Annotated in this window: 20 protein-coding genes; 6 read left to right on the forward strand and 14 right to left on the reverse strand. The window is 56.1% G+C overall.

Translation table 11 applies throughout. The features are described from left to right. Positions 1-189: 189 nt before the first annotated feature. From IPN69_23315 to IPN69_23345, 7 genes are all read right to left on the reverse strand, one after another. Positions 190-1140, reverse strand: a complete 951-nt coding sequence (locus tag IPN69_23315) for an RHS repeat-associated core domain-containing protein (protein MBK8813639.1) — start codon at positions 1138-1140, stop codon at positions 190-192. A 70-nt stretch (positions 1141-1210) separates the two neighbouring features. After that, positions 1211-1351 (reverse strand): hypothetical protein, encoded by a 141-nt coding sequence (locus tag IPN69_23320; protein ID MBK8813640.1) that lies wholly within the window; start codon positions 1349-1351, stop codon positions 1211-1213. Next, entirely contained in the window at positions 1348-1791 is a 444-nt protein-coding gene (locus IPN69_23325) for a hypothetical protein (GenBank protein ID MBK8813641.1), read from the reverse strand. Before IPN69_23325 ends, IPN69_23320 begins: the two co-directional genes overlap by 4 nt. A gap of 17 nt (positions 1792-1808) precedes the next feature. Beyond that, positions 1809-3194 carry an RHS repeat-associated core domain-containing protein gene (locus IPN69_23330; GenBank protein ID MBK8813642.1) on the reverse strand — a complete coding sequence of 462 codons (1386 nt, stop codon included), beginning with the start codon at positions 3192-3194 and terminating at the stop codon, positions 1809-1811. 317 nt (positions 3195-3511) lie between these two features. Continuing rightward, entirely contained in the window at positions 3512-3838 is a 327-nt protein-coding gene (locus IPN69_23335; GenBank protein ID MBK8813643.1) for a hypothetical protein, read from the reverse strand. Continuing rightward, on the reverse strand, positions 3839-5140 hold the full coding sequence (locus IPN69_23340; GenBank protein ID MBK8813644.1) for a hypothetical protein: 1302 nt from the start codon (positions 5138-5140) through the stop codon (positions 3839-3841). Positions 5141-5424: 284 nt separating this feature from the next. Next, a complete protein-coding gene (locus tag IPN69_23345) occupies positions 5425-7341 on the reverse strand; it encodes a hypothetical protein (GenBank protein MBK8813645.1) in 1917 nt (638 codons plus the stop codon). 477 nt (positions 7342-7818) lie between these two features. Between IPN69_23345 and IPN69_23350 the strand changes: the two genes are divergently transcribed. From IPN69_23350 to IPN69_23375, 6 genes are all read left to right on the forward strand, one after another. Next, positions 7819-8034 (forward strand): DNA gyrase inhibitor YacG, encoded by a 216-nt coding sequence (locus tag IPN69_23350; GenBank protein ID MBK8813646.1) that lies wholly within the window; start codon positions 7819-7821, stop codon positions 8032-8034. A 57-nt stretch (positions 8035-8091) separates the two neighbouring features. After that, positions 8092-8334: a hypothetical protein gene (locus IPN69_23355; protein MBK8813647.1), complete on the forward strand. Its 243-nt coding sequence runs from the start codon at positions 8092-8094 to the stop codon at positions 8332-8334. Between the two features lie 7 nt (positions 8335-8341). Continuing rightward, complete coding sequence (locus IPN69_23360; GenBank protein ID MBK8813648.1) at positions 8342-9577, forward strand: MFS transporter; 1236 nt, start codon at positions 8342-8344, stop codon at positions 9575-9577. A gap of 170 nt (positions 9578-9747) precedes the next feature. Then, on the forward strand, positions 9748-10248 hold the full coding sequence (locus IPN69_23365) for a MarR family transcriptional regulator (protein MBK8813649.1): 501 nt from the start codon (positions 9748-9750) through the stop codon (positions 10246-10248). Between the two features lie 50 nt (positions 10249-10298). Beyond that, positions 10299-13256, forward strand: a complete 2958-nt coding sequence (locus IPN69_23370; protein ID MBK8813650.1) for a molybdopterin-dependent oxidoreductase — start codon at positions 10299-10301, stop codon at positions 13254-13256. Next, on the forward strand, positions 13256-14110 hold the full coding sequence (locus IPN69_23375; GenBank protein MBK8813651.1) for an oxidoreductase: 855 nt from the start codon (positions 13256-13258) through the stop codon (positions 14108-14110). Before IPN69_23370 ends, IPN69_23375 begins: the two co-directional genes overlap by 1 nt. Before the next feature lie 27 nt (positions 14111-14137). Here the strand turns inward: IPN69_23375 and IPN69_23380 are convergent, their stop codons facing one another. The 7 genes from IPN69_23380 to IPN69_23410 form a co-directional block, all read right to left on the reverse strand. After that, complete coding sequence (locus IPN69_23380; protein MBK8813652.1) at positions 14138-15388, reverse strand: hypothetical protein; 1251 nt, start codon at positions 15386-15388, stop codon at positions 14138-14140. Positions 15389-15447: 59 nt separating this feature from the next. Continuing rightward, positions 15448-15933 (reverse strand): peptide deformylase, encoded by a 486-nt coding sequence (gene def / locus IPN69_23385; protein ID MBK8813653.1) that lies wholly within the window; start codon positions 15931-15933, stop codon positions 15448-15450. 43 nt (positions 15934-15976) lie between these two features. Further along, positions 15977-16186: a hypothetical protein gene (locus IPN69_23390; GenBank protein ID MBK8813654.1), complete on the reverse strand. Its 210-nt coding sequence runs from the start codon at positions 16184-16186 to the stop codon at positions 15977-15979. Next, positions 16183-17433 carry a hypothetical protein gene (locus IPN69_23395; GenBank protein ID MBK8813655.1) on the reverse strand — a complete coding sequence of 417 codons (1251 nt, stop codon included), beginning with the start codon at positions 17431-17433 and terminating at the stop codon, positions 16183-16185. Before IPN69_23395 ends, IPN69_23390 begins: the two co-directional genes overlap by 4 nt. 265 nt (positions 17434-17698) lie before the next feature. Then, entirely contained in the window at positions 17699-18568 is an 870-nt protein-coding gene (locus IPN69_23400; GenBank protein MBK8813656.1) for a methyltransferase domain-containing protein, read from the reverse strand. A gap of 5 nt (positions 18569-18573) precedes the next feature. Further along, entirely contained in the window at positions 18574-20094 is a 1521-nt protein-coding gene (locus IPN69_23405; protein ID MBK8813657.1) for a glycosyltransferase family 39 protein, read from the reverse strand. Next, positions 20091-21014 (reverse strand): decaprenyl-phosphate phosphoribosyltransferase, encoded by a 924-nt coding sequence (locus tag IPN69_23410; GenBank protein MBK8813658.1) that lies wholly within the window; start codon positions 21012-21014, stop codon positions 20091-20093. The genes IPN69_23405 and IPN69_23410 overlap by 4 nt, the downstream gene beginning before the upstream one ends. Positions 21015-21025: the final 11 nt, after the last annotated feature.

Below are 21025 nucleotides of genomic sequence, written 5' to 3' on the forward strand. Positions count from 1 at the left end.
TGTTTCCGATTCTAATTGTTTGTGTCCCGGAATTAGTCAGCCCATTATTTGAGAGTCGAGTTGTCAGTCTTGACTCGGTTCCCAAACGTCCAGTTCGATTTAACATTGTCCACTGGGATTGGGGGACGGTCGCTCTTCTAAGTGCCAACGCGGAACGGTTATTGACGATCAAATCAACGCCATCCCTGGTCACATATCTGACTGGAGCTGGCTCGGAGTGTATTTGCCGCTTCTAATCCCCGACGCAACCTCTCCGATAGTTTGACCTTCAAACGGCCCGCCAGGTTGAAAGCTTCGGCTTGTGAATGTTTGCGAAAATCGAAGCGGATTCGATGATTCGCTAACCAATCCAAGCCTTGTTATTGTCGCTCCCCGGGCAACTGCTCCGACTATCGGGCCGGCGGCCAACGGTGCTAATGTGCCGGCGGTTTGCCAGTTGCAATTGATGCTTCCGCTGCATCCAAAGGGTTGAATATAGAACGGGTTGGGCGTGAAGGTTGGCATAAAGCCGTTGTTTGCCCGAATCCCCGTCTCCGTCAGAAGATTTGCGGTACCGATAAAGAAGTTGGCCACCCCGGTGGTTAGTCCCGTTCCCGCCTGTCGCCATGGATCTTGGGGAAACCCGTTGATCAAGGGGCCTATGACCGGATTCGGCTCATTCGGCGGCAGCGTCTCCTCTTGGCCGCAGTCGGCGCACTGAACGGTTTCGATCGGACCGTCTGGTTTGACGGCAACCGGTTTGCCGGTTTTCTTATCCCTAAGCAACGTTGCGTCGCACCGTTCATCCGACTTGCAGGGCTCATAGTTCGTCTGCAACCCCGTCGGGTCGGTGTTGACCAACGGGCTATTCAGGACGTAGGTGTAGCGGTTGAAGGTCTGGGGATTCGCTGATTTGCCGCTTGCGAGCAAGGGATCGACCGCGGTGAACCGGCCGTGGCGGTTTTCGTACATTCTGGCTTCGGCGAAATCGAGGCCCGTTTCGATGTCTTTCTGGTATCCGGTGAAGCGCTGGCGGACCTTGTCCTGGGTTGCGGTCGAGTATTGGTCGGTCGTTTTCCTGAACGTCTGGTCGGCGGCGAGGTCTTCGCCAAACGGCTTGAAATCGCGTCTTGAGACGACGTTGCCGTTCCTGTCGGTCACCAGCCTGACGCTCAGCAGCGTGTCGGTCGCGACATAGCTCGTGTTCGGGTTCTAAGCAGTATCTGTGGATTCAGTTTCGCCCGGCGTTCGATGCGACATCGTCTTTTTCTTCGGCTTCCGTCAGCCGGTTGAGCGAGTCGTATTTGTAATTCTGGACGATCGGATTGGCGATGCTTAAATCTGCGCCGGAAACGGCCGCTGATCGTTTCATGGAAGTCCCCGCGAACACGATACGACCACTGATCGTACGGTGAATTGCGGGTTCTTTTCACATTCGACCACGACCTTGTATTCGCCCTTACGGAATTCGAAACTCGTCACTACCAAACCGCCGCCCGCGTCTCTTACGGACATTTCATTGGGATCCCAACCCTGGGCAAGAAGGTGTTCTCGAAACGGGGCACCAACCTCTGAACATGGTCGTGAGGATTGGTAGTCGCGAAAATATGCCACTTTCGCAATATCGACCGAATCCAACTTTTTCTTGAAGACAAACTCGTCCGGTATCGGGAGTCGCTCGCAAATCCGCAGAACGTCGACCTGCGCTTTTTCGCGGTCGGCGCGAAGTTGTTCGAAATAGGCGCATCCCGAAAGTGCGGCAAGTGTTGTAAAACAAATTGTAAGCACGACAATTCGAAATTCGGTTGACATAAGTTTTTTCCAGCATCCTACCAGCTGAACAATCTCCTTTTGAATGGTGCCGCATATCCGCCGCCGACCCAAATTCCAGGAGTCGTTAGCCCGGCACCTACAACAACATCTCCGGTTGACGGAACATATAATACCTGACCCCCCAAACCCGAGCCTCCCCCGATCCCCACGGTAAAGCCACTTTCGACGTTATTACGTGTTTCCGGGGACATCCGACCGAATCGGAGCGTTTTGTTAAACATCAGCGAAATCGAAGGCGTTATCCTTCCGTTCTGAGCAATTTTCACCAGAGTTAACGGATTTGCAACCGACCCGATGAAATCACCGCCACCTTGACCGAACCATGTACCATTTCGAGTCAGCTTTGTACCGAGCGACGCGCCAAGAAAACCGCCATTTAGTTCGACGCTGTCTGGAAGAAGGTCCTGGTTGAAGAGTTGCTCGCCGCAAGATCCTTGTCCTTCGTTGCAAGATCCGTAAAGCAGGCGATCTCTAAACGAGTCCTGAGTCGCCCCAAGGAATCCGAACATTCCATCTTCATCCCGTAACGCTTTGGCATCGCGCACTTCAAATCGTCCGTTGATTCCTAATACAACCTTCATGCCGATCATTGTCTGATATTCTTCATCGACCGAATTTAAGGGGCCTTCGTCCGTGTCGTGGACTGCCTCCAAAAAGAATGGATCGACCGCTTCAGGATTCTCGACAATTGTAAACCCTGCATCGAATAAGTCGTTACCCCCTTTGAATCTGGATTCCCACATTGAACCGTAGGAATTTCCTTTCGCGACCCAAATACAGCGTTCATCGCCTCGTCGGTCTGCATTCTCGCAGGCGAGTCCCGACGGATCAATCAAGTTGATCGGATCGTTCTGGACATAAAGAAATCGATTGAATGACTGGGGATTGAGTGTCGTTCCCGAAACAAGCAGCGGATCGACTGCCGTGAACCGTCCGTGGCGGTTTTCGTACATCCGGGCTTCGGCGAAGTCGAGGCCCGTTTCGATGTCTTTCAGGTATCCGGTGAAGCGTTGGCGGACCTTGTCCTGGGTCGCGGTCGAGTATTTGTCGGTCTTCTTCCTGAACGTCTGGTCGGCGGCAAGGTCCTCGCCGAACGGCTTGAAGTCGCGGCGTGAGACGACGTTGCCGCTCTTGTCCGTTACCAGCCTGACGCTCAGCAGCGTGCCGGTCCCGACATAGCTCGTGTTCGGATTCTGCGGCGTCTGGTTCGAGTATTCGGCGATCAGTTTGCTGCTCGCGTCGTACACGAACACGGTCGTTTCAAGATCGGTGACCTTCTTGACCCTGCGCCCCTCGCCGTCGTAAAAGTAGCGCCCGATCGGATGGTTGTTCTGGCCGAGAACCTGCGATTGCTTGTTCTCGCCGTTGAAAACGAAGCTCAAGCCTTCGGCGTTTGTAACGAGATTGCCGTTCCTGTCGAATTGATACCCCTGATTCGGGTTGAACCGGTTCGTGGCGGCATCGATCGAAGGAAACGAATGCGCGTCGTTCGCAAGCTGGGTCGCGCCGACAAACCGCGCGAACTGCGTCCGGTTGCCGAACCGGTCGTATTCCCAGGTCTGCTTCCAGTTCTGGGTCGTGCCCTAAGTCTCCCGCGCTTCGGTGATCCGATAGAGCGAGTCGTATCTGTAAGTCTGAACGAACAGCTGTGGCGCTTCCGGGCCGTGATCAGAGGAAAAGCCAATGCCTTGGGGCTGTTTCAGCTCACGATTGAGCTCCCATCTGATTCCTGCCGGGTCGCGAGGAACTCCCGCCAAAGTTCGGCCATCAGCTCGAATGCGGCAACCTCGTTTCCGAAGCAATACAGGAGAAATATACCGGCCCAGTTCACTGGAGCGTTGACACCGTACCGGTTCCAGACATAGTCCTGGAATTCTCGAAGAACGAGCGAGTCGTCCTTGATTCCCAAATCATCCAAGGCACTCGCGTATCCTCTGAGAAACGCGAACGCCCGGGTGACAGAAGGATATCCGATGTAAATTCCGGGCTTTTCCAAGAGTTGTTCGAAAACTCCGTCCAGATTCATTCAGAAGCTCCTTACGACATCCACGATAAGAGGGTCTTGCGAGTGGAAGTCCTTGACCCACTCCGCATAACTGATTCCTTCCTTGTGAATGTTATCAAAGACCATATCGCCGACGCGAACGGCCCGATGGATTCCATTGGTGGAAATTGATTCGGCCCCGCCAACCGTATCGCTCACTATCTCAATTGCCCTGCCGGTAGCGGTTCGCATTTCGATTACTTCACCCGCTACGTTCTTGGCCTTGAAAGTATCCTCAAGGGCCTCGGCTACTTTGAAGCATTCACCGATTTTGGCGCTCTTTGTGATCGAGAAAGCAAGCTTACCAATGTCATCGGGATTGTTGACGGTTGCCTTCACTATCGCCCAAAAGGCTGCACCGCCGGTTATTCCAAGTTTACCGAGCGATTTGACCATCGACGCATACTGCATTATGTCCAAAGCTGCCTTTGAATTTCGAAATTCCGTTGAGTCGGCATCTCCAAATCCGATAAGATCGGCGGTCAATGAGCTTACGAAGGCACCGGCGACATTGAATCCGACAATCGGGTTGTTGGTCGGATCAAACTCCTTTTCATTGGCGCGGACCGGAATCGCGAGTTTGAATCCTTCTTGCGACAGCTGATAATAGGCTCCGCCGTCCTTGGTCTGAATGATTGCCCCGCGTGATCCGTTGTAGACCCGATACTTGTTTGTCCTGTTCGTCAGATACCTGAATCGCTTTGACGTGTCGTCGATTCTCCGCCAACGCGTCCAGGTCCCAAAATCCCGGTAAATGTAGACCGGCTTCTTTCCATCCGAATCAACGCATACCAACGGCCTGTTCGTGCAATAGACAAACCGATTGAAAGTCTGCGGATTCGCTGATTTGCCTGACGCAAGCAGCGGATCGACCGCCGTGAATCTCCCGTGGCGGTTTTCGTACATCCGGGCTTCGGCGAAGTCGAGGCCGGTTTCGGTGTCCTTTTGGTAGCCGGTGAATTTCTGGCGGACGCTGTCGTTTGTCGGTTGGTAGGCGGCGACCGAGGCGCGGGAGCCGATGTCGGGGGTGATCTCTTCGCCGAATGGGAGAAAGTCTCGCCGGGAGATGACATTGCCTTCGCTGTCCGTGATAACCCGCGGCGTGCCGAGATGGTCTTCGGTCAGATACCGCGTCGTTCTGTTCGGAACCGGAACCTGCGTGTTAGAGTATTCCGCGACAAGCTTTCCGGCCGAATAGACGAAGATCGTGGTTTCGGTTACGCCTTGAGTGTTCCAGGTGATCTTCTTGACCCTGCGACCCTCGCCGCCGCGGACTTTACGCATTCAACCAGCCGCGGAGCGGCGGCAGAGTTTAGCCGTGCGGCGTCAGCCCACGGGCCAACGCGCGGTTAGAGATTGGAGTCGCGTGAGCGACGGCACGGCCGATTTTTGGAATTTCGATTTTGGATTTCCGATCGGTCGGAAATCGACACGCCGTTCGTCCGCTTTCGGCGGTCACGCGTGAACGCGCAACTCCTGCGGGTTGGCGAAATCCAAAATGCGGTGTGCCGTCGCTCTGCGACTCGGGTTCGGGATTCGATTGCTTTCCGTGGGCTTACGCCGCACGGCTAAACTCTGCCGCCGCTCCGCGGCTGGTTGACCTGCAAAGTCCAGTTCTGTCCGGCATCTTCGGTCGTGTTGTTCTTTTCCTCCGCCTCGGTCAGGCGATAAAGCGGATCGTATCTGTAATTCTGGACAATCGGATTCGCGACGCCCGCGAGCGTCATCACCGATCGGGCGATATTGCCCGTGTTTTTGTTCGCGTTGACCGATCCCGACTCAAGCTCGCCGTATTTGTATTCGAGCTTCCAGACGCTGTTGTCGCTCACACCGACGCCGATCCCGATCTCGGTCAGTTGCGCCCGCTCGTTGAACTTTGCCGTCTCCCATCGGTTGTTCCCGAGCTTCATCCGCTCGATCCCGCCCGATGCCGTGTATGAGAACGAATTGGCGTAGGTCCTCTCGGGTGCGTTCTGGTTGGCTTTGCCCCAGATCCGGCTGAGGTCGCCATCGGATTCGTATTCATAGCGGACGACTCGTGTCGAGGGATAGGTTTCCTCGATCAGCGCTCCGGCGAAGTTGTAGGCGTACTTCGAGACGCGCGGCGTTGCGCTCTCGACCGCTTCGGTGCCGAACGGCGTGCGCTGGATGCTTTCGGTCAGTCGCCCGAGCGTGTCGAACTGGGTGTAGCGCGTGTCCGAGACCGAGCTTGAGACGCGCGTCAGTTTGCCTTTGGCATAGTTCGGCGATGCCGGAGCCTGATTGGGTTCAAGCAGTCCGTCGTAAAGGAACGTGACCTCGGGCGTGTTGTCGCTGATGTCGTTGCCCGCGAGACCGGCGCAGGTCGTGGCGGTGATCGTGGAGTTCAGCGGTTTCGAATAACAACGCTTCGTGACGCGCTTAGCCTTGTCGTACTCGTTTATGATCGAAACCCCGTTGGCGTCCGTCGCGCGGACAAGATCCCCGAGCGCGTTGTATTTGAACGCCGCCGACCATTGTCCCGACGTGTTGTTTCCCGGATCCGGAAGAGCAAGATTCGGGTTCGGCTCCTGCTCGGGCTGCATCACCCGGATCAATCGGCCCAAAGAATCGTATTTGAAGTACCGGTACTGGATCGGGGTCGTTTCACCCGGCTTGCCCTGCTGGACCTTCACCAATTTTCCCTGAACGTTGTAAGTGTAAAAGGTGGGCTGGTTCGGAGCGCCGATCGCGCCGAGATCGGCGTTTGGATCGGAACTGATCCCGGTCGGTTCATCGACGCGGATCAGTTGCCTGAGCGCGTTCGTGATCGAGCGTGACTTGCGCCCGCTGGCATCGGTCGAGGTGACCACAGTCCCGACCGCGTTCTGAACGGTCGAGAATGAGAACGAGACGGTCCCGGTACTCGTCCCGGTCGGGCACGGTTGGTTGCCGGCTCCGGGATCTGGCGAAGGCGCGCAGGTTTCAACGACGCGGCTCAGCTCGTCATACCGCGGCCGCGACCAGAAGATATCATCGCCCTGACGGTACGGGTTGGAGGTGAGTTTGACGCGGCCGAGGAAGTCGTATTCGGTCTCGACGAAGATGTCGCCTTGCGAATCGGTCGCCTGCGTCTTCACGGCGCGCCCGAGCGTGTCCAGAAAAGTCGTCGCTTCGTCCCAATGGGTCTCGTCGATCTGCTTTCTGACCTTCACCGTCCGGTTGACGTCGTCATAGATCGTCTGCAATTCCGGCGCTGTGAAGCCGACCGGATACACGCGGGTCGGTCGAAGCAGCGGATCGTTGTATTCCGTCTTTGTCGTCTGCCCGAGATCGTTGGTTACCGAAAGCGGCAGACCCGTGTTGAAGTCATAGGTAGTCGTCGCCTGCGATCCCTGATTGGTTCCGTCAACCCCGGTCGGGTCCGGCGCGGGCGTGATGACTTTCGTCGGATAGGCATACAGGTAAGGTTTCTCGGCCGTGTTTTCGAAGAATGTTTCGACTTCGTTGCCGGCCGGATCCTTCACCTTTACCGCATTGCCGAATATGTCGTATCGGGTATGCGATTCGTGCCAGATGTTGTTGTCGCTGTCCCACAGGCGGACGGTCGTCGGCCACCGTCTGCGATCCGGAGGGGCACTGGAAGGTGCCCGAAATCCCGTAGGTTTCGGTTGAGGTACGGATAGTTCGGATTAGATGCCGGAAATGTGTTGTCATATATTGTCTCTGTCTTGGCGAGGAAGTCATCGGGGTCGTTTGGGTTTGCGGGGTTGAGGACGCGAGTCTCGGTCGGAACACTGGCAATTCCCCGGGCTTTGTAGTTTGGATAGTAGCCGTACTTGGTTTGGGTTAGAGATGCCAGCTGTCCGGAGTTATGGAATTTGCTTTTCAGAATGACGATTGCGGCGTCAAATTGTTCGCTGGCTTCAGCGGATGTCAATTGCAGATATTGATACGCTTTCGTCCGAACAGCGCGGAATATGGTAATCTTTCAGTCTGAAATTATGCCGTTAGTAACCTGTCCAACCTGCGGAAAACGTATCGAGTATGATGGCAACGAATTCCGGCCGTTTTGCACCGAACGATGCAAACTGCTCGACTTCGGCGCGTGGGCCGATGAGGAATTCGCCATTCCGACACAGGAAACGGCGTTGAGCGAACAAGACGTCGAACAGATCGAACGCGCGTTGGAAGAGCGCGGGAAGGAGTTTGCGGATTAGCTGATGGATGAGGATCGAGCGCCTGAATCCGGTTCTCGATCGATTCGGAGTTTTCAAATGATAATTCTTCTTCAAATCGGAACCACGGGAACGATTGCCGGTGTCGTCTTCTTTGTCGTCGTCGCGCTGGCGGCGTTTGTTGCATTCAAAATGCTTAAGAGAACGGTCAAGATGGCGTTTCGGATGGTGATCGTCGCCGTCATTCTGCTGATCGCGCTCGTTGGCGGCGTCGCGCTTCTGATGTTCGGCTCTGGCTCGAAAGACGCCGCGCCAAAACCCGCAACGACGCGTCCGCGCTGATCCCGCGATGCTCAAACGGCTCAAATCATTCTTCTCGCGCTACCGGGGACTCTCCGGCAACGTCTTCGCGCTGAGCCTCGTCAGTCTGTTCAACGACACTTCGAGCGAGATAATCTATCCGCTCTTGCCGGCTTTCCTGGCGCTGACACTCGGCGCATCGCCGTTCGCGATTGGAGTTATCGAAGGCTTCGCCGAGTCTGTGGCGGCGTTCCTGAAGCTCTTTTCGGGTTATTTCAGCGACAAATTCAACTCGCGGAAACTCCCTGTGTTCGTCGGCTATTCGCTTGCCGGCGTCGTGCGTCCGATACTCGCGTTCGCCACGAGCTGGCCGCAGGTCTTGTTCGTGCGGCTGACAGACCGTGTCGGCAAAGGGATTCGCGGAGCTCCGCGCGACGCACTGATCGCCGGCTCCGTCGCGCCCGAAAAACGCGGACTGGCATTTGGTTTCAACCGCGCGGCGGATCATCTCGGCGCTGTCTTTGGGCCGATTTGCGCATCGGTGCTTTTGTTTCTGCTCGCCGATAATCCGAGCCAGCCGTCTGCGCGGGATTACAGTCAGGTATTCTTGTTCGCTTCCGCGCCGGTGATCCTCGGACTCTTCGTGATCGCGTTTTTCGTCAAAGAAGAACCGCGACCGACGGACGTCGATTCCAATAGCAAGATCAAGCTGTCAATCAACGAATTCGACGGAAATTTCAAACGGTTTCTGGTCGTCATCGCGCTCTTCACGCTTTCGAATTCGACCGACGCGTTCCTGCTCTTGCGGGCCGAGCAATCCGGCGTCGCCGTCGCCGTTCTGCCGCTTCTTTGGATGGCGCTCCATTTCAGCAAGGTCGTCTTTTCGCTGATCGGCGGCGATCTGTCGGACAAGTTCGGCCGGAAAACACTGATCTTTACCGGCTGGGTGATCTATGCATTCGTCTATGCGGGATTTGCTTTCGTTACCGAGTCGTGGCAGGCGTGGGCGCTGTTCATCATTTACGGCGCGTATTTCGGGTTGACTGAAGGCGTCGAAAAAGCGTTCGTCGCGGATCTCGTCGGCGCCCCGGAAAAACGCGGCACGGCATTCGGTTTCTACAATCTCGCCTTTTCGATCACAGTCTTCCCGGCATCATTGATCTTCGGCGCGTTGTGGACATACCTCGGCGCGCAATACGCATTCCTGATCAGCGCATCGATCTCGATCGCCGCTGCCGTGTTGCTGCTCTCGATTCGGAACTCAAGCGAAACACCGGCGGCGTAGGTCGGGCATCGGGTGTGCTGTCTTTGCCAACTTAGATCCGAAATCTCAATTGTCTCAAATTCAAATAACGCGGTTTTTTGTATGGCAAACGCGGGTCCAAATCGTTTTCCATTTGATGCGTTCGAAAACTCTTGACAATTAATTATTTTAATGATTAAAGTATCTAACTAATGGAGCTGACCCTGCAAAACGGAGCATCCGTCGAGGAAACGCTGGTCCTGACGTTCTTCGATCTCGCCAACCAATTGAGCAAACTCGGCGAGGAAGTAGCGGCGGGCGCGGCCTTGACGACCCAACAGTGGCTCGTATTGCTGCAGATCGCCGGCGATCCGAATTTTCCTTTGCCTGCACATCTTCCCGAACGATCGAACGGCGCCGGCATTATGGGATCGGAAATCGCTCTTGCAAGGGGCGTTTCGCGCGCCAGCATCAGTGTCTTGGTTACCCAGCTCCTGAAACGCGGTCTGATACGGCAGGAAGAGGAGGCCGGAGACCGCCGGCGCAAACGGCTGTTTGTCACGGACGACGGACGACGGATCATCGACGCTCTTGACGAGGCGCGAATGAACGCCAACCGCGAGCTGTTCACGGATCTCGATCCCGCCGAGCGGCAAGTGTTGCTCGGCGCGCTTCGCAAATGCCTCGGACGGCTTTGGGTCGCCGCAGCCTGACGAGACCTTTATTACGACGCTTCTTGCGGCGTCGTTATCTGGAGTTTGATATGAATCTTTCGATCCTGTTGTGGGGCATTCCGCAGGCGATGCGGGTCGCTTCGCAGATTTACCCCAAGTACGCGGCGCGCTTGAAAGAGAGGAATCTCGTCGCGCAGTTCAGATTGCGCGATAAGCCCGAGGGCCGCTGGATCAGCCTCGACAACGGCAAGATCTCGTCCGCCCGTGGCATCCACGAGCGTCCCGATATTACGATCGACTTCAAGAACAAGGCGATCGCGAAAAGCTTTCTCACACCGCCTTTCGACCTGCTCGAGCGGATCGACGCCGCCAAAAACTTCAAGATCGTACTGCACGGCCCCGACGAACTCGCCGTCTGGTTTCTGCGGACGCTGGCGCAACTCGAGTCGATAACCTGGAAATACGGCACCGACGTCGGTAACGGCGTCACGCGCTACACGAGCGGAACCAACGGCGGGCCGATCTTCGTTTACGTCAAGGACGGCAAGGTTATCCGCACGACCCCGCTCGATTTCGATGACGACGATGCGGAACCGTGGTCGATCACCGCTCGCGGGAAGACGTTCACGCCGGCGCGTCGGACGTCGCTGGCCGCCCACGGAATGTGCCAGAAGTCGATGTTGTACTCGAAAGGGCGAATTCTCTACCCGATGAAGCGGGTCGATTTCGACCCGAACGGCGAACGCAATCCGCAGAATCGCGGAAAGTCCGGGTTCGAGCGCATCACCTGGGACGAAGCGTTGGAAATTGTATCGAGCGAGATCAAGCGCGCCAAGGTGGTCGGCCCGGGCGCGATCGCGGTCGATCACGGCTCGCACCATCAATGGGGCAACCTCGGGCATTATCTGAGCGCCTTCAACCGCTTCTGGAATCTGATCGGAGTCACGAAACTGATGCACAGCCCCGACAGTTGGGAGGGCTGGTTCTGGGGCGCGATGCATCATTGGGGCAACAGTTTGCGGCTCGGATGTCCGGAATTTTACGGAACCGTCGAAGATTGCCTGAAAGAAGCCGAGATGATCGTTTTCTGGTCGAGCGATCCGGACACGACCTATGGCTACGAGGGATCGCAGCGGCGCGAGTGGGCTAAAGAACTCGGCATCAAGATGGTCCACATCGATCCGTATTTGAACCACACCGCGGCGCACGTCGGCGGAAAATGGATCGCACCGCGGCCCGGGACCGACCCGGCGCTCGCGCAGGCCATCTGCCACGTCTGGATCACAGAGGATTTGTACGACAAGGACTTCGTAACGAACCGTACAACGGGATTCGACGAATGGAAAGACCATATCCTCGGCGCAAGCGACGGCGTGCCGAAATCGCCCGAATGGCAAGAGGCCGAGACCGGCATTCCCGCCCGCGACGTCCGCGCCCTGGCGCGCGAGTGGGGCTCGAAGAAGACGTATCTCGGCGCCGGCAGTTGGGGATGCGGCGTCGGTGGCGCGGGACGCACCGCGACCGGAATGCAGTGGGCGCGGATGATGACGATCCTCGCGGCGATGCAGGGCTGGGGACGTCCGGGCGTCAACTTCGGCAATCTCCAGTTCGGAACGCCGCTCGATTTCAACTTCTACTTCCCCGGCTACGGCGAGGGCAGCATCTCGGGCGATCTCGCTTTCAGCGCGAATTCGGCCAACAACTACCAGCGAATGCCGCACATCGTGACGATGAGCACCGTGCGTCAAAGCATCCCGCGGATCTGGTTTCCCGAGGCGATTACCGAGGGCAAGGCGCAGGGATACCTCACCGACGTTTCGTCCGTTCAGGGCCAGTTTTTCCCGTTCTTTTACCCATCGCCCGGCCACGCCCGCGTCGAAATGCTCTACAAGTACGGTAGCCAGCTTTTCGGCACGATGGTCGGCGGAAACCGCTGGGCACGCGCATATCAGCACGAAAGCCTCAAGTTCATCGTCAACCAATCGGTCTGGCACGAGGGCGAGACGCCGTTCTCGGACATCATACTTCCCGCCTGCACGATCTTTGAGAAATGGGATATCGGCGAGTGGTACAACGTCGGCGCCGGATACGTGCACCATATGTACTCGATGAACAATCATCGCGTGATCTCTTTGCAGCACAAGTGCATCGAGCCGCTCGGCGAGTCGAAGTCCGACTACGAGATCTTCCTCGCGGTGTCCGAGAAACTTGGACTCGGAGCGGTTTACTCAGAAGGCGGCACCTCTGAACTCGACTGGTGCAAGCGCGTGTTCTACTCCTCCGATCTGTCGAAGCACATCTCGTGGCGGCAGTTCCTCAAAAAAGGCTACTTCGTTGTTCCACCGGATCCTGAAACAGCACGCGCGCCGACCGCAAACCGCTGGTTTTACGAGGGCCGAAAGAAGGACACGCCCGAGCCGTATCCGCTTCCATCGGACTATGTCGGCGAATATCTCGGCGGTCTGCAGACATCGTCGGGCAAGTTCGAGTTCGTCGCCGAGTCGCTCAAAAAGATCGACGATCCGGACCGTCCGCCGCTCAATCGATATATGCCGTCCTACGAGGATCCGTCGCGCAATCCGGAACTCGCCGATTTTCCGCTGAAACTTCAGACGCCGCACACGCGCTACGCCTATCACGTGATGGGCGACGACGAGGGCAGCAGCCTCAACGATGTCCGCGAACATCGCGTCTTGAAGGACGGGCGCTACTACCTTGTCGCACGGATGAGCAGAAAGGACGCCGACGCGAGAGGCATCAAGGACGATGACTTGATCCGCTTGTGGAACAACCGCGCTTCAGTGGTCTGTGCGGCTCAGGTCACCGAACGGCTCCGGCCGGGCGTCATAAGCGCCTATTCCGGTTCGGCCAAATACCATCCGGTCGGTGAACCAGGGCGATCGACCGATCTCGGCGGCTGTGTGAATATGCTGAATCCGAAAGGGTCGATCACCAAAAAAGGGCACGGGATCAAGCCCAACGCGGTGCTGATCGAGGTTGAAAAATGGACCGGCGTCGATACCTGGCAGCCGATGGAGAAAAACTGATGGCCAAGAAGTGGAATATGATCGTCGATGTTGCGCGTTGCGACAACTGCCGCCTCTGCTTTCTGGCGGTGAAAGACGAATACGTCGGCAACGAATTCCCGGGGATCTCGGCGGCGCAACCGTCGCAAGGCCATAACTGGCTCGACATCCGCCGCAAGGAACGCGGCACTTACCCGATCGTCCGCGCGAACTTCCTGCCTGTAATGTGCAACCATTGCGACAACGCGCCCTGTATGGAGGCGGCCGACGGCGGCGCGGTTCGAAAACGCTCGGACGGGATCGTGATCATCGACCCGGTGAAGGCAAAGGGCCAGAAACAGATCGTGGACGCCTGCCCGTACGGAGCCGTGTCGTGGAACGAAGACGAGCAAATCCCGCAGGCTTGGCCCTTCGACGCGCATTTGCTCGACGAAGGCTGGAACCGAACGCGACTCGAGCAGGCGTGCCCGATGGACGTCTGCCGTTCGGTCAAGGTCGAGGACGAAGAGATGGATCGAATCCGGGCCGAAGAAGGCCTCGAGGTCCTCGAACCGCAATTGGAAACGCGGCCGCGTGTCTACTACAAAAACCTGCATTTGTTCAACAGATGCTTTGTTGCCGGAACTCTGGTTCATTCAGTCGATGGCGTCGAAGAATGCGCGTCCGGTGTCGAAGTTGTTATCGAACGCGACGGATCAGAGATCGCTAGAACGACGACCGACACGTTCGGCGAATTCACGGTCGATGGATTTGAACCGAACAGCGATGGCTACCGGTTGAAGGCGGACGGAACTTGGGGGCATCTCGCGACCCGTTTTGAGATTGAGGATGAAAGTCTGTATCTCGGCGTGTTTGAACTTGGCGCAAGTTGCTGATCGCCTCGGGCGCTCCGAATCAAATTCTCAGAAATGAAAAGCAACAAAACCCGACAGTGCTCGCCTCGTTCCGTTTGATTCAAATGGTCGGAAACGCCATTTCGAAACCTCCGTTTCCGCTTTCGTCTTCAGTTTGACATTGTCGGCCTGGGCGTTAGCGTTTGTGACATTACCGTCCTCATCCAGCTTGATAAGTACCAATATTGAATCTGGGAGAGCCGCGTCGTCCGGTAAGCTGCCCGATTTTTCCGGGATCTGATTCGTCGAATTCGACGATTGTCGCATGTAACGTATCGCCTCCAGGCGCACCACACCGGTTTTTGAATTCATTCCTTTATAGCCAAAGTCCAACGCACGTGCGCTAAGGTTGATGATTGCAAGAGAAGCTTCATCTGTTGTTTTTGTGAGCCTAAGAATTCTCTCACGAATGGCATTCGCTTCGGCAGTCAACCCAATTGCGTCTTTGGTCGCCGCCAAAAGGCGCAATCCGTGCACAACACTTTCCCAATTGCGGCCAAGGTTCTTTTCCACATTCAGCAAGAATTTTTCGATGACCGGAATAAAAAGTTCAAATTCCGCGCAATTGAAAAGGTTATTTGCAAGATTAAAAAGAGTCACCAAAAAGAGTTCATCTTGGGGACCGTTGATCCTTTCGCTGATCTCGAGTGACCGGGTGTAAAAATCGCGGTCTTTGGCAAGTCGATCAAGCATCTTGCGAAGCGAAGGAGATCGATTGTCCCGCAACGGGTGGCGTTCATCGAAATCGGCGAATTCAAAGAAGGCCAATGCCGCCTCGCGCGAATCGCGACCGAGCGCAGAGTAGTAGGCGACAGTTGGTTCCAGCAGCCCGCGGGTTTCCCGCATCAACCCATCGCGCAAGTAGAACCATTTCACCTTCAGACTCATGGGTGCCGCAAATTCAGCAACAAACGAGCGCGCCAAAAGTTGCTTCAAAAAAATCGAATACAGAAGATCCGCCCTCTTCCTTGATTCTGAACCGTCGTCGAGCTTTCCGATTTCAGCCTTGTGGAATGCCTCACCCCGTTCTTTCGCATCTTCTATCTGCTTCATCGATGGCGTTTCAGGGAGTTGCCCAAGAAGCTGCAAATACTGATTTGAAGCCAAGTCCGTCTTGGTCTGACCAAAAACAGCGAGAGCGAATGTCATGCCGAGAATCCAAATCCCCAATCGCTGTAACCAACTCCAATAAGAAAATGGGAACCTCATTGATTCTTCCTCACCTTTGATGCTTGCCCGATTCAAAAAACCGTTTTTCACAAATGCAGGATCTTCTCGAACAGCTAAAATCCGACAGCTCGCAGCTGACGGAATCGAATTCACCAGGACTTTCGCTTCTTGAAACTCTTGACGATCATATCGCGGCGCATTTTCGGGAGGTGATCGATGAAGAGTTTGCCGTTGCAATGATCGGTCTCGTGCATAAACGCGCGGGCGGCGTAGCCCTCGGCCTCGCGCTCGAACCATTCGCCTTTCTCATCCTGAGCGCGGAGTTTGACCTTCATCGGCCTTACGACGACGGCCGGGACCTTGCCGACCGAAAGACATCCTTCCTGACCCGATTGCTCGCCGCTCGTTTCGATGATCTCCGGATTCGCGGCGACGAGTTTTACGCCGTCGCAGTCCATCACGAAAAGGCGAAGATTCAGCCCGATCTGCGGAGCCGCAAGCCCGACGCCCTCGGCGTTGTACATCGTTTCGAACATATCGGCGCAAAGCGCGGCAAGGTCCTCATCGAATTTTTCGACGGGCATTCCGACGTCACCGAGGACGGGAGCGGGATATTCAGTGATCGTTCTTATCATTTCAGAGGGTCAAATCCGAAATCACAAATCGCGAATCAGAAATTCAACGGGGGATCACGCCGCGTCGCGAAGTTCTGTGAAAATCACGTTTCGCGAAGAATCCCTTCTCTTCGCGCATCAGGCATTCCCAGCACACCGTGCGGGCTTCATTCGTGGGACCGACAAACGTATTGTAATGGTCCATCTCGCGGTCGCATTCCGCGCAACGGACGGCCGTTTTGTTCATCAGTTTCGGGTCAATCGATTCGATCATTTTTTCTTCCTCAGCAAGCGGGCCTTCTCAAGATAAAAACTCTTTTCGTGTTCAATAGTGTAATTCTGTTCGATGAAATTCTCCAACGGACGGCACGATTCGCGAACATCGCATTTTTCGTTCGTCAAAAGCCAGATCTCTCCGGCCTCGGACGGGATCTCGGACAAGATAAACTCGGTTTGCCGACGCCAGGCTTCCGAGGTTCCGGCCGGAGCCTCGATCTCCCAGTCAAAATACCTTTCGTCCGGGAAGATCCGGTTGACGCCGCGATAATGATAAGGCAACGCGAGCGCGTCGAATGTCGTAAAGACGATGATCGGCTGGTTCGGACGCTCGTTTTGCTCGAGAAACGCGCCGACTCGCGCCCAGTCGCCGCGTTTCGCGAGATTCGGATAAAGCATCGTCAGCGAATACGAAAACAGCGCGAGATAGATCAACAGGATCAACGGCCAGGCCTTCGCCGGCAAAAGACGGTTGAGCACGACGGCGAGCATCAGAACCAGCGGCGCAAACAACACCGCAGCGTGCCGGATCGCAACATACACTTCGCCGAGCAGAAGGTACGCGACCAAAAAGTACGCGCCGATCGTTGCCGCCGTGACCCCGATCGCGACCAATTTGCCGTCAAGAATTTCGCGTCGCTTGCGAATCACCAGCGCGATCAATATCACCGCCGCGATTCGCACGAACCAAACGCGAATCAGCGAAACGGTCGAGATCTGTTCGAGCGGATAGATCTCGGTCGGCATCGCAAAGGTGAGAAACGTGTTCCACAAAAGCTGCAATCCGACGACGAGGCTGCGCTCGGTTTGGAACGCGACCGTGTTGGCCGCGAATTGCGAGACCACGGCCCAGATCAGCGGCGCGAAAACGATCCCGGCCGCGATCATGTTGAAAAAATAGGCCGCCGCCGCGCGCCACTTGCGGGTGATCACCAGCGATCCGAAAAGTCCGGCGAGCAGGAACCCGAGATAATAATTGGTGTAGAGCGAAACGACCGCGACGGCGAGAAATGTCAGATTCGAGCTTCGCTGGATGCGTCCGTCGGTCGAATCGAAATAGGTCGAAAACCATAGGTTCAAGAGGATCAGCGACAGACAGATCACGAGCGAATAGACGCGGATCTCGACGCTCGCCCATATGAAAAACGGATGAAGCGCGAAGAGCAGGGTAACGAAAAACGCCGGTCGCTCGTCAAAGAACCGGCGTGCGAGCGCGTAAAAAGACGAATCGCCGCGAGCGAGCAAATGATCGAAAAGACCCGCGCAAAGAATATCGAACCGCTCAACTCGCGCCACACGCTCAACATCCAGAAATAAAGCGGCGCCTGTTTTTCGTCGGCGAGCGCATTCTGAAACGCAAAAACAAGTCCGCGTTCGGTGGTGTAGAGCGTCGAGGCCTCGTCGACCCAGATATTGAGAAAATACGCGAGCGGAACCGCGATCATCAAATGGGCGAGCATCGCGGCCGAGACGCCGAGGAGCGGAGATCGATTCTGCACACGTTCGTCGTTCAAACTGCCTCCGCATCCTTGCGTTCCCGCGGCAAAAGCCTGTACGCAGCCCAAAACAGATCCTCGCTCGGATATGGAAAATTCAACTTTTCAGGAATCAATTTGAGCAGGAACGAGTCGCCGATCCGATATTTCAGAAGCGAACGCGCGTGCGCGCCGGAGATCTTTTTCGACGGCCTGCCGCCGGCTACCTTTTGGAATCCGATTCCCTCAAGAAATCCGGTAAGCCCTTTTTCGGAAAAGAACTGCAGAACGCTCGGCGGACTATACTCGTGCCAGGCCCGGCCGAACAAACGCGCCGAAATCGATTCGCGGTTCCAGGTCTCGATCAGCAGAAGCCCATCGTCGGTCAACAGATCGCGCGCGCGTTCGAACGCGGCGCGCGGATCGTAAAAATGGGCCACGACCTGAATCATCGAGATCAGATCGAATCTGTCCCGCGTCCGAAACGATTCGAGAGATCCCTTGCGAATGTGAAGCCCGAGCGTCGTCGCGCCGAATTTCGCCATCTGGGCGTTCGGCTCGAGGCCGGTTCCCTGCCAACCGGAATCGACGAATCCGCGCAGAATGAATCCGGCCGCCGCGCCGACATCCAGCATCTTCCCTTTTGCGGGAGCAACTCCTGCGATCTTTCGGGCGTACATCCGACCGCGCAGATTGAGCATTTCGCCCTCGGAGAGATAGTCCGAATAGCCGGCGCCGCCGCCGGAAAAATACGAGTCGTCATAGACCTCTTTAACGTGCTGCTCGCCCGCGGCGATCACGGCAAATCGATGGCCGCACGCGAGACAATCGTGCAACGGATATCCCTTCGCCTCAAAGGCGAATTTCGAATCGGAACGGCACAGCGGACAGAGTTGATTGGTCACTGATCTTACTTTCTCAAGTCGAAAACGACGATCTCATCGCATTCGGCGACAACCGGAAACTCGCGCCGAAGCGCTTCCTCGAATCCCGGTTTTTGTTTCATATAATACCTTTGTCCGACCATATACTTCGCGCCATCGCCGGCGATCGAACGGACTTTCGCGACCGACTGTTCTTCGACGCAAACATTGAATCCCTTGCGGTCCAGCCAATAGAACATAAACGACGCATTGTACGCAACCTCGTAACCGTCGGGATCAAAGCAACGGTCGCCAGAGGCGAGGATCAATCCCGGTTCGGCAATTAGCGGTTTGATCCTTGTAGCGCATACGTAGCTCGGATCAGTGACGCGGTTTTCGAGAAACCGGGCGCGGATCTGGCGCACATCCACAGCAAAGACGATCAGCGCCACGAACGCAAATGCAAGCATCAAGGCGACCTTTGACAAATTCACCAAGCCCGAATTGGCACTGAAATTATCCGCGAAGCGGCCCGCAAAACGAATCAATTCGCGAATTCCGGCCCCGAAAAGGAGCGCCGCCGGCGGAACCGAGAAAATGTGATAATACGCCGCCCAATCGTCGGCCGCGGTTCGCGCCGCGATAATGTAAAAGATGAAACAGGCCGCGGTCCAAACCAGCGCATCGCGGACAGCGCGTTCGCGAAACGCGACGATCAGGGCGAATGATCCGATGATGAATCCGCCCAAGGACCAAACCCAGAAGATCTCGGAACCCAAAATCCCCTTGAGAAAATAAGGATTCGTAAAAAAATCAGCGCCGATCCAGTGATATTCGTTCGAAACGCCGAGCGAGTTTCCGTATGCTTTCCAGAGTCCTTTGGCGTGAATGTACCAGACCGCCGCCGGAACCAGGCTGACCGCGCCGAAGATCCAAACCCGCCAGCGCGAAAGAACTCCGAATCCGTGCTTTCGCAAAAGCCAAAACGCGAACAGAAGTCCGATATGGCCCGCCGTCATTTTTGCGAGCAGCGCCAACGCCGTAAAAAGCGCAGCCCAGGCGAAATCTCCGTCGCGCTCGCGGTCGATCCACCGTACGAAGAACAATACGCTCGCAAGGTAAAAGAGCAACATCAACCCTTCCGGCTGAATCGATGTCGAAAATTCGACGATCAACGGATTGAAGGCAAAAAACGCGGCCGCGGCGACGAGGCCCGGACCGTCGAGGTATTCGCGTGCAAGTTTGAAGAAGACCAACAACGTCAAAAGCGAGAAGGCCAACGCCCAGACGCGACCTAAAACGTCGTTGACACCGAACAACTTGTAGGTCACCGCGATGATGAAAGGGTAAAGTGGAAACTCCATTTCGGCGTAACCCGGCGACGTTCCGCGCCAGTCGATTCGCGGATAGAAGATGTTCAACGACTCGGTCGCAAAATTCCGCGCGACCGCGCCGACGTCCGATTCCCGCCACAACGACCTTTCGATCGGCCGCAGCACATCCGCGAGACGAACTGCGGCCCCGATCACAAAAATCGCCGCCAAGATATACGTAAGTCGTCGGTTCACAGCAATTTCGGCAAGTAGATCACGAGTCCCGCCGCCAAGACCCACAGAAGCAAATTCAACATTGTCGGACGGTCGCGAAAAAGTATCTGGACCGGATCGCCGCCCGCCTCGCGCTTGTGTATCAGAAATAGATACCGAAAGACGCCGTAAACAACGAATGGGAGTGTCAGAAGCATCCCGCGCGAGCCGACGCGCTCGACCGTTTGTTCGGCGCGAGTATAAAGCGCATAGGTCAACACCGCCGCACCGGCACAAATGTTCATTATCGAATCGAGAAAGCCGATCGAGTAATCGCTCAAACTCCGCCGGTGGCTCTCGGCGGTCTCTGCGAGCAACACCAGTTCGTGGCGGCGCTTTCCGAAGCCGACCAGCAGCGCGACCATCGAGGTGCAGAGAACGAGCCATTCGGAAACGTCGACATTGATGATGATCGCACCGGAAATAGCGCGAAGCACGAACCCGGAAGCGATCAGGATCACGTCAAGGATCACAATGTCCTTCAACTTGATCGAGTAAGCAAGGCAAGTTGCGAGATAGACGCCGATGATGACGGCGAAACCGTGGCTCAACCAAAGCGCGCCGGCGGTCGCGGCGGCAAAGAGCAGGATCATCACGATGCGCGCCAGATTCAGGTCGAGCGCGCCCGAGGCGAGCGGACGGTGCCGCTTGACCGGGTGTTCGCGGTCTTCCTTGATGTCGCAAAGATCGTTAAAAAGGTAAACGCCGCTGCTCGCGCAGGAAAAAAGCAGGAAACCGGCGAAACTGATCGCGACGTTGTGCGCATCGGTCAGCGACCTCGAGAATATCAATCCCGAAAAGACGAGAAGATTCTTGGACCATTCCATCGGACGCAGTTCGATCATCAGCGCCGTGAGCGTGGCGCGCAATCCTGATCTGACCTCGGTTCGAACTGTGCCCATCGTTCTTCACG

This window comes from Acidobacteriota bacterium (assembly GCA_016715115.1).
GTDB lineage: Bacteria > Acidobacteriota > Blastocatellia > Pyrinomonadales > Pyrinomonadaceae > JAFDVJ01.